The 8693-nt window shown below is 69.8% G+C and carries 9 protein-coding genes and 1 tRNA gene; 7 read left to right on the plus strand and 3 right to left on the minus strand.

Translation table 11 applies throughout. The features are described 5' to 3' along the window. Positions 1-10: 10 nt before the first annotated feature. Together ACFVAE_RS16370 and ACFVAE_RS16375 are read left to right on the plus strand one after the other, a co-directional pair. Entirely contained in the window at positions 11-3688 is a 3678-nt protein-coding gene (locus ACFVAE_RS16370; protein WP_378894400.1) for an AAA family ATPase, read from the plus strand. Next, on the plus strand, positions 3681-3866 hold the full coding sequence (locus ACFVAE_RS16375) for a hypothetical protein (RefSeq protein WP_378894403.1): 186 nt from the start codon (positions 3681-3683) through the stop codon (positions 3864-3866). The genes ACFVAE_RS16370 and ACFVAE_RS16375 overlap by 8 nt, the downstream gene beginning before the upstream one ends. A 58-nt stretch (positions 3867-3924) precedes the next feature. On the opposite strand, the gene mscL is transcribed toward ACFVAE_RS16375, so the two are convergent. Genes mscL through ACFVAE_RS16390 form a run of 3 tightly spaced genes read right to left on the minus strand, consistent with a single transcriptional unit; the run spans position 3925 to position 5202 of the window. Next, positions 3925-4332, minus strand: coding sequence for a large conductance mechanosensitive channel protein MscL (mscL, locus tag ACFVAE_RS16380; RefSeq protein WP_378894405.1), 408 nt, complete (start codon positions 4330-4332; stop codon positions 3925-3927). Between the two features lie 31 nt (positions 4333-4363). After that, a complete protein-coding gene (locus ACFVAE_RS16385) occupies positions 4364-4591 on the minus strand; it encodes an FmdB family zinc ribbon protein (protein WP_378894408.1) in 228 nt (75 codons plus the stop codon). A gap of 14 nt (positions 4592-4605) precedes the next feature. Beyond that, positions 4606-5202, minus strand: a complete 597-nt coding sequence (locus tag ACFVAE_RS16390; RefSeq protein ID WP_378894411.1) for a 5-formyltetrahydrofolate cyclo-ligase — start codon at positions 5200-5202, stop codon at positions 4606-4608. Between the two features lie 51 nt (positions 5203-5253). On the opposite strand from ACFVAE_RS16390, the gene galU reads away from it, so the two are divergent. The 5 genes from galU to ACFVAE_RS16415 all read left to right on the plus strand — a co-directional run bounded on the left by galU (position 5254) and on the right by ACFVAE_RS16415 (position 8345). Further along, positions 5254-6141 (plus strand): UTP--glucose-1-phosphate uridylyltransferase GalU, encoded by an 888-nt coding sequence (gene galU, locus ACFVAE_RS16395; RefSeq protein ID WP_378894413.1) that lies wholly within the window; start codon positions 5254-5256, stop codon positions 6139-6141. Between the two features lie 18 nt (positions 6142-6159). Next, positions 6160-6825 carry a GNAT family N-acetyltransferase gene (locus ACFVAE_RS16400; protein WP_378894416.1) on the plus strand — a complete coding sequence of 222 codons (666 nt, stop codon included), beginning with the start codon at positions 6160-6162 and terminating at the stop codon, positions 6823-6825. A gap of 57 nt (positions 6826-6882) precedes the next feature. Then, entirely contained in the window at positions 6883-7731 is an 849-nt protein-coding gene (locus ACFVAE_RS16405) for a hypothetical protein (RefSeq protein ID WP_378894419.1), read from the plus strand. 26 nt (positions 7732-7757) lie between these two features. Then, positions 7758-7833: transfer RNA gene (locus tag ACFVAE_RS16410), tRNA-Ala, on the plus strand. Between the two features lie 101 nt (positions 7834-7934). Beyond that, positions 7935-8345 carry a DUF2510 domain-containing protein gene (locus tag ACFVAE_RS16415; protein WP_378894422.1) on the plus strand — a complete coding sequence of 137 codons (411 nt, stop codon included), beginning with the start codon at positions 7935-7937 and terminating at the stop codon, positions 8343-8345. Positions 8346-8693: the final 348 nt, after the last annotated feature.

Genomic DNA, 8693 nt, shown 5'->3' on the forward strand with positions numbered 1-8693 from the left:
GGATGCCGCGGTGACCCTGGGTGAGCTCGGAGAGACGGGCACCGGGGTCGACATCGCGCATGCAGCCGAAGCCGAGCGAACCCGCCTGCGTGCCGAGGCGGCCGACCTCGGCGGGCAGTCCTCGCTCACCGGTTTCCGTGATCTCGGCGACAACGGAATCGACATCTCGAAGGCGCACCCGGGGAGCCTGCCGCAGTTCATCACGGGCCGCTCCACGCTGCTGTCGAACCTGTTCCGCGACGAGGTCGGTCTGCGCACCGCGCGTCTGGCGGCCGAGCGGATCACCGCTCGCAACACCGAGCTGCGCACGGTCCGCGGCATCGACGCGGTGCGCCTGGCCGTCGGCATCGCCCGCTGGCGCATCGGGGGCACGAACTTCTCAGCGCCGGTGCTGCTGCGGCCGCTCGCGATCCGCCGGCATCACTCCGACTTCGAGCTCAAGCTGCACGGCTCCTTCGAGGTGAACCCGGAACTCGTCCGCCTCGTGCGCGAGCACTTCGGGCTCTCGCTCGACGCGGCCGACCTCGCGGCACTCGCCTACGACGGCGGGATCTTCAAACCGCAGCCCGTGATCGACCAGCTCCGTGCACTGACCAAGCACATCGACACCTTCGCGGTGCAGCCGCGGCTCGTGGTCTCCACATTCGCCGACGTCGCCAGTCCGATGGTTCGCGACATGACCGACCTCGACCATCCGGTGCTGAACGCGCTGGCCGGTCATGTCGACGATCGTGAGAGCCTGGTCGGACGCCGCGCCGAGGCGCAGCGCGCGGCGGTGCCCGTGAGCAGCCCGGACGACCGCGCTCCTGCATCCGACACGCTGCTCCTCGACGCCGACGGAGAGCAGGAGGCCGTCCTGTCACGGATCGTCGCGGGGCAGTCGCTCATCGTCGCGACGCTGCCGGGCACCGGCGGGACCCAGACGGTGATCAACGCGCTTGGCGAGCTGGTGCGCGCGGGCAAGAGGGTCCTGGTCGTGTCGGCGCGCCGGTCGACGCTGGACGGTGTGCGGCACCGGCTCGGCGGCATCGGCTTGGACGGCCTCGCCGCGTCCCCGGCATCCGTCCGTCGTGACCTCGTGCGGGCGATCGCACGCTGCGAGAAGGCCGCCCAGCCGAAGGTCGCCGACGTGGACGACGCCCTGGTGCGACTTCGCACCGTGCTGCGCTCGTACCGCCATGCGCTCGTCTCGCCGGTCGGCTCGACCGGCGCATCGGTGCTGGATGCCACGCGCAACCTGACCCGTCTCGCGCTGCTCGACGTGCCGCCGTCCACCACGGCGCGGCTCTCGCTGCCGACGCTGGAGCGGCTGGCGGGCGAGCGCGGCGCCGCCGCCGAACGCCTCACCCAGGCGGCGCGGCTCGGCGAGTTCCGGTTCGGGCCGGATGACTCGCCCTGGTACGGCGTGAGCTTCGCGACCACTGAGGCAGCGCGCAGTGCGCATGCCCTCGCCGGCCGGCTGCACAGCACCGCGGTCCCCGCGCTGCTCGAGCGCGGGTACGAACTGATCGCGCAGACCCGGATGCGTCCGTTCGCGACCATCGACGAGCTGGGGGAGTACCTGCGGCTCCTGCAGGGCATCAGGGACACTCTCGACAGGTTCAGCCCGACGGTGTTCGAGCGGCCGCTGGGCGAGCTGATCCAGGCGCACGGTTCGCGGCGGGACTCTCCCGGCATGTCCGCGGCATCCCGTCGGCAGCTCAAGCGGCTGGCGCGTGAGTACGTCCGTCCGGGTGCGCACGTCACCGAGATGCACGAGGCGCTGCTGCGCATCCAGCAGCAGCGCACGCAGTGGCAGCGCTACGTCGAGGCCGGCGTCGCACCGGAGGTGCCGCTCGGCCTCGCCGACGTGCAGGTCGCCTGGCAGCGCGTGCACGCCGAGCTCGCCGAGTTGGATGCCGCGATCGGCCGGCGCGAGCCGCTCTCGTCCCTTCCCGTCGATCGGCTCGTGCGCACGCTCTCCGGCCTGGCAGCGAAGTCCGACGTCTTCGACAACCTCGTCGAGAGGGCCACGCTGCGCGACGAACTCGACGCGCTCGGGCTCGAGCCGCTGCTGACCGAGCTCTCGGTCCGGCACGTGCCTGAGGAGCGCGTCGCCGACGAACTGGAGTTCGCCTGGTGGCAGTCGCTGCTGGAGCGCTCGCTGCAGGACGACCGCGCTCTGCTGGGTGCGAACACGGCGGTCGTCGACCGGCTCGAGAAGGACTTCCGCCTCGTGGACGAGGCGCACGCCGCGATGTCGGGTCCGCTGCTGGCGTGGAACCTCGCGAATCAGTGGCGCATCGCCGTGGTCGACGAGCCGCAGGAGGCGCAGCATCTGCGCAGTGCGCTGAAGCAGGGGCAGGCGAGCGCGGCGGAGATCGTCGCAGCCGCGCCCCGGCTGACCGAGGTGCTCGCGCCGGTCTGGATCTCGTCGCCCTATGAGGTGCCCGACATCCCCGAGCAGATCCGGTTCGACACGGTGCTGCTGGTCGACGCCGCCGCCATCAACCTCGCCGAAGCGGCACCCGCCATCCGGCGCGGACGGCAGATCGTGGCCTTCGGCGACCCGGTGACCCAGCGTCCGACGCCGTTCGAGGTCGCCACAGGCCGCGACGAGTCCTGGGAGCCCGAGGTCGCCTTCGACGACGTCTCGGTGTTCGAGCGTCTCGCCGAACTGTTCCCGGTGACCACTCTGACCCGCAGCTACCGCGCAGGCGGCGAGGATCTCGCCGAGCTGATCAACGACGCCTTCTACGGCGGCGAGATCGTGTCGCTGCCCTGGGCAGGGTCCTACCTGGGCCGCGGCAGCCTGACCGTCGACTACGTCGAGGGCGGCGTCGGAGCGCCCGACCCGGTGACAGGCGCCGTGGAGAGCCCGGATGCCGAGGTCGCCCGCGTCGTCACCCTGGTCGTCGAGCACGCCGTGCATCGCCCGGACGACACGCTCATGGTCGTGACCGCGAGCCCGCGGCACGCCGAGCGCGTACGCGCGGCAGTGACGACCGCGTTCGCGGGACGCTCGGATGTCGCCGGCTTCGTCGGCCGCGACACGGCCGAGCCGTTCGCGGTGCTCACGCTCGAGGAGTCGGTCGCGGAGAGCCGGGACCGCGTGATCTTCTCGCTGGGCTACGGGCTGACCAAGCACGGGCGCGTGCTCAGCGACTTCGGCGACCTGTCGTCGGCGGACGGCGAGCGGCTGCTCACCGTCGGGATGACGCGAGCGCGGCGCTCGATGGTGATCGTGTCGTCGATCCGGCCGTCGTCCTTCGATGAGGGCCGGCTGGAGTACGGCGCGGCCACCCTGATGTCGATCCTCGGGGGACTCGCCGTGCGCGGCCGTGACGCGCGGCTCGAGGACCTCGCCGATCCGCTGACGCTGGCACTGGCCCGCGAGCTGCGCCGGCTCGGCGCCTCCGTCGACGTCGACTACCGAGGCCTGCTGCCGCTGGTCGCCCAATACGCGGGCAAGGCGGTCGTGATCGAGCCCGATCCCGAGTCGCGCGGCGAATCGCTCCGCGAGAGCCTGCGCCTGCGGCCGCATGTGCTGCGCAGGCTCGGCTGGCACTACGTGCGCGTGCACGCCTTCGACCTGTACAGCGACCCGGCGGGCGTTGCGGCGCGGATCGCCGAAGTGCTCGGCATCTCACCCGAGACCGCGCGGGCCGAGCACGACACCGAGCCGATGGACTTCGGCGCGGATGGCTGACGACGAGCGTCAGCACGTCGTGCGGGTCCCCGGTTCGCGCCGTGCGAAGCTGACGCCCGCGCCCGACACCTGGGCCGAGCCGGATGAGCGGGACCGGGATGCCGCGGCGTCCGCGGCATCCGACGACAAGGGACCCAACGACGAGCGGATGCGGCGCGAAGTGCCGCCGCACTACTGAGGCGCCGACAGACGAAGAAGGCCGCTCCCGGCGGGAGCGGCCTTCTTCATATCCGACGTCAGTGCGCGTCGTGCTTGCGCAGTGCGTCGCGGATCTCGATGAGCAGTTCCTGCTCGGAGGGGAGGGTCTCCTCCTCGACGGCCGGGTTCTTCGCGGCCTGGTGCTCCTTGTACTTGTTCATCGGCAGGACGAACACGAAGTACACAACGACGGCGACGGCGAAGAAGGAGATGATCGCGCTGATCAGGTCGCCGATCGGGAACGTGACCTCCTGGCCGTAGATGCCGTGGACAGTCCAACCGACCTTGCCGGTGGCATCGGCGTCGAAGAACAGCGAGACGAGCGGGTTGATGATGCTGGAGACGACCGCGTTCACGATCGCCGTGAAGGCACCGCCGATGACCACGGCGACAGCCAGGTCGATGACGTTGCCCTTGGTGATGAATTCCTTGAATCCCTTGAGCATTGTTGTATCCCCCTTGTTGCGGTTTCCGGTCTCAGTTCGAGGCCGGTGCCTTCGCCGGCGCCGATCCGGCGGACGAAGAACCCTTTCGCGAATCGGTGCGGTAGAAGCCGGAGCCGTTGAAGGTGACGCCGATGGAGCCGTACTGCTTGCGCAGCGCGCCGCCGCACTCCGGGCAGACGGTGAGCGCGTCGTCGGAGAAGCTCTGGACGGCGTCGAAGCTGTGGCCGCACGAGGTGCAGGCGTAGGAGTAGGTGGGCAAGGTTCCCCCGGGTTTCAGTGCTGCGGCAGCGGCAGCGTGACGGTCTGCGTGGGGGTGACGACGCCGGTCACCGGCTGGTCGTGCACCTCGCTCGGCAGCGATTCGAGTACCTCGGAATCATAGATCACCGCGTAGACGGGCGGGCAGCGCTCCATCGATCCGATGGTCTTGTCGTAGTAGCCGCGGCCCCAGCCGAGACGCATCCCGCTGCGGTCGACGGCCGCTGCGGGGATGATCATGAGGTCGACGTCGTTCACGGCGATCGGTCCGAGAACCTCGCCGGTCGGCTCAGGCAGACCGAACATGCCCTCGGAGACCTCATCGGAATCGTCCGCAACGGCCCAGTCCAGCAGTCCGTCGGCACGAGTGACCGGCAGCAGCACCCGGATCCCGCGCGCCACGGCGCCGCGGACGAACTCCCAGGTGCCGGGCTCGGCGGTGGTCGAGAGGAAGCACGACACGGAGGATGCGCCGTGTGCGGCGACCAGCGCGTCCAGCTGCTCCGTGATGCCGGATGCCGCCGCTTCGCGCTGTGCGTCCGAGAGCAGCTGCCGGCGCTCCCGCAGCTCCGCCCGCAGCGCGCGCTTCTCCTGCTCGACCTCGTTCGGCATGCCTCCGATCGTACAGGCGGCGCGTGTCGGCCTCCCCGCTAAGCTGGCCGAATGGCGAAGTCCCCCATGAAGGCTGTCATCCCTGCTGCGGGTCTCGGCACCCGTTTCCTGCCCGCCACCAAGGCGATGCCCAAGGAGATGCTGCCCGTCGTCGACAAGCCGGCGATCCAGTACGTGGTCGAAGAAGCGGCGAACGCCGGTATCGATGACGTCCTCGTCATCATCGGACGCAACAAGAACGCCATCTCGAACCACTTCGACTCGGTGCCAGAGCTCGAGGTCAAGCTCATGGAGAAGGGCGACACCGGTCGTCTCGAGCGCGTGATGGCCTCGAGCGACATCGCCGACATCCACTTCGTCCGCCAGGGCGAGCCGAAGGGTCTCGGCCACGCCGTGCTGCGTGCCCGCACGCACGTGGGCGACAGCTCGTTCGCCGTGCTGCTGGGCGATGACCTGATCGACGAGCGCGACCCGCTGCTCGTGGACATGATCGCCGCGCACGAGCGCACCGGTGCCGCCGTCATCGCGCTCATGGAGGTCGACCCCGCCAGCATCCAGATGTACGGCGCGGCGGCCGTCGAGCCCACCGACGATGAGGGCGTCGTGCGTGTCACGGGGCTCGTCGAGAAGCCGACGCCCGAGGACGCTCCATCGAACCTCGCGGTGATCGGGCGGTACGTGCTGCCGGCATCCGTCTTCGAGATCCTCGAGCGCACCCCTCCCGGCAAGGGCGGCGAGATCCAGCTCACCGACGCTCTGCAGGAGCTCGCCACGACGCCCGGCGGACCCGGTGTCGTGGGCGTGATCTTCCGCGGCCGCCGCTATGACACCGGCGACCGGGTCGACTACATCAAGGCGATCGTGCAGCTCGCGTCAGACCGCGACGACCTCGGTCCCGAGCTGCGCCCCTGGCTGAAGGAGTTCGCGGAGCGCCTCTAGGCGATCGCGCAGACGGCCATGCCCTTCGACACCCCGGCACCCCTGCAGCACGGCCCGATCGGGCTGCGCCTCGTGCGCTCCCGTGACGCCCGCGTCCTGCAGCACGAACTTCTCGCGAACCGATCCTGGCTGCAGCCCTGGGAGGCGACCATCCCCGGCGGCGTTCCGACGTTCGACATGCGGGTCGGCGTCCGCCGTCTGCTGCAGCAGTACCGTGACGGCGCGGGATACCCGTTCGTCATGGAGTACGACGGTGAGGTCGCCGGGCAGCTGAACGTGTGGGGGATCGCCCGCGGATCGCTGTGCTCGGCGACGATCGGGTACTGGGTCAGCGAGCGGTTCGCGGGCAAGGGGATCACCCCGACCGCGGTCGCGCTCGCCACCGATGCGTGCTTCACGCAGTTCGGCCTGCACCGGATGGAGATCTGCATCCGGCCCGAGAACCGCGCCAGCCTGCGCGTCGTGCAGAAGCTCGGCTTCCGGTACGAGGGGCTGCGCCGCCGCTACATCCATATCGACGGCGACTGGCGCGATCACCACGCGTTCGCGCTGACCGCGGAGGACGTCCCGCAGGGCGTGCTCGCCCGCTGGCTGCAGGGCGGGGTGCCGAAGGATGCCGGGGCGGTGCCGCCCCTGCCGAACGCGCCGGGACGGGATTCCTCACCCGGTCCGATCACCGGCTGATGCGACACGCGTGCCGTTGTGCACGGCACGCCGACGCGGTCGCTTACCGTTGAGGCTATGAACGGGCCGGTTCTGAGTGGGGGAGTGATCGTCCTCGTAGCCGCGCTGCTGTGGATGCTCTACCTGCTGCCCAGCTGGCGCGGCCGCTATCAGTACAACGCCGCCGAGCGGAACGCTGTGCGGCTGAATCAGGCCCTCAGAGTGCTCGCGGAGACCAGTGAGACGCCCGAAGAGGTCCGCCTCGAGCTGAATGCTCGCACCGCCCTGGCCCAGCAGAAGCTGGCCAAGCGCGTGCAGAGCGAACGGGAGAACGTCGAGCTCGCCAGACTGCGGGAAGAACTCGCAGCGACGCGCAACGACCCCGTGCTGCGCCAGGCTCGTGCCCGCCGCCGGACGCGCCAGATGGCGCTGGGCGTGCTGCTGCTCGGTATCGGCATGGCCGGTGTCGGCGGATGGCAGCTCGCCACGGTCGGAGGCCTCGGCTGGCTGATCGCCGGGGGAGTGACCATTCTCACCAGCATCCTCGTGCTGGTGCAGATGGCTCGCGTCGCCGCACGCGCCCACCGGCGGATCGCGGCGCCCGTGATCGAGGAGGTCCGCGTGTCGCCGCCGCTGCACGATCAGGGCGCAGCGACGTGGACGCCGAGGCCCGTGCCGCAGTCGATGGCGCAAGTCGCGGGCTCGCGCACGCAGGTGGCTCAGGCTCAGCTGGAAGCACAGGCCGAACTGCGGCGCGCCGCTCGGCGCGAAGAGCTCCGCCGACGCGCCGAGGAGATCGCGCCGCCCGAGCCCGTGCGGCTTCCCGCCGCGGAGGGTGCCTCGCCCTACGCGCAGATGGGCTTCGTCGACGACGCCGAGATCGAGGCTCACGTGCGTCAGCTGCTCGAGCGGCGTGCGGCCGGCTGAACACGTGATAGTGTTGCTGAGTCCTCGGGCCCATGGCGCAGTTGGTAGCGCGCTTCGTTCGCAATGAAGAGGTCGGGGGTTCGAATCCCCCTGGGTCCACCAGATCGAGAAGCCCCGGCAATCGCCGGGGCTTCTCGCATTCCTGTTCGCGCCGTGCCGCGAGAGCGGTGGGCATCGGCGGCGATCTTTGCGAGGATCGACGCATGTCGAGTGATGCACCCGCGGGATGGTACACGGACGCGGAATCCGGACAGGTTCGCTACTGGGACGGTACGACCTGGACGGCGCAGGTCTCGCCGATCGCAGAGACTCAGGCGGGCACCGTCGCGGCCCCTGCCGCCGCGCCGGCCTCGGATGCTCCGCGCCGCAGTGCGATCGGATACATCGGCATCGCGCTCGCGGTGATCGGCACCGTCGGGGTCTGCACTCCGTGGATCCCGTCCGAGCTGCTCGGCGGGCTGGTCCTGGTGGTGGGATTCGTCTTGTCCATCGTCGCGGTCTTCCGACGGCCTCGATGGGCGGGCATCGCGGGCATCGTGGTCAGCGTCCTCGGCACCCTCGCCGCGGGGGTGCTCTTCGCACAAGGGTTCGTCACGGGTTACACAGGAGGCTGAACCGCGTCGTTCCGGGGGAGTGGAGCGCGACACGCCAGAGAGTCGGAGCCGATTTGCCCGATGCCCGGGATCCGCGTAAGTTATTACTTGTTCGCCCCAAGCGGTTGAGCGAAAGGCCGGAAGGCCCAGCTCCCCTCCAAGCGGCGGACATGCTTCCTCCTCCTTCGATCCGTCGGTTTGACAGATCGGGCGAGATGGATAAGATAGTGAAGTTGCCCTGCGCGTCTCCTCCAGGTTCTGGTGGGTGTGTGGGTGCGTCCGATCCTTGAGAACTCAACAGCGTGCACTTGTCAAATGCCAAATAACCTCGTCCCTGACCTTTTGGTTGGGGTGAGATTCCTTTGGATC

The sequence above is a fragment of the Microbacterium sp. NPDC057659 genome (genome assembly GCF_042799915.1).
Taxonomy (GTDB): Bacteria; Actinomycetota; Actinomycetes; order Actinomycetales; family Microbacteriaceae; genus Microbacterium.

Bases quoted from the DNA above. Each gene is read 5' to 3' on its own strand.
- ACFVAE_RS16390 (WP_378894411.1), bottom strand. From the start codon at position 5,202: ATGCCGAACGAGGTCGAGCAGGAGAAGCGCGCGCTGCGGGCGGAGCTG.
- ACFVAE_RS16400 (WP_378894416.1), top strand. From the start codon at position 6,160: ATGCCCTTCGACACCCCGGCACCCCTGCAGCACGGCCCGATCGGGCTG.
- ACFVAE_RS16405 (WP_378894419.1), top strand. From the start codon at position 6,883: ATGAACGGGCCGGTTCTGAGTGGGGGAGTGATCGTCCTCGTAGCCGCG.
- ACFVAE_RS16375 (WP_378894403.1), top strand. From the start codon at position 3,681: ATGGCTGACGACGAGCGTCAGCACGTCGTGCGGGTCCCCGGTTCGCGC.
- ACFVAE_RS16415 (WP_378894422.1), top strand. From the start codon at position 7,935: ATGTCGAGTGATGCACCCGCGGGATGGTACACGGACGCGGAATCCGGA.
- galU (WP_378894413.1), top strand. From the start codon at position 5,254: ATGGCGAAGTCCCCCATGAAGGCTGTCATCCCTGCTGCGGGTCTCGGC.
- mscL (WP_378894405.1), bottom strand. From the start codon at position 4,332: ATGCTCAAGGGATTCAAGGAATTCATCACCAAGGGCAACGTCATCGAC.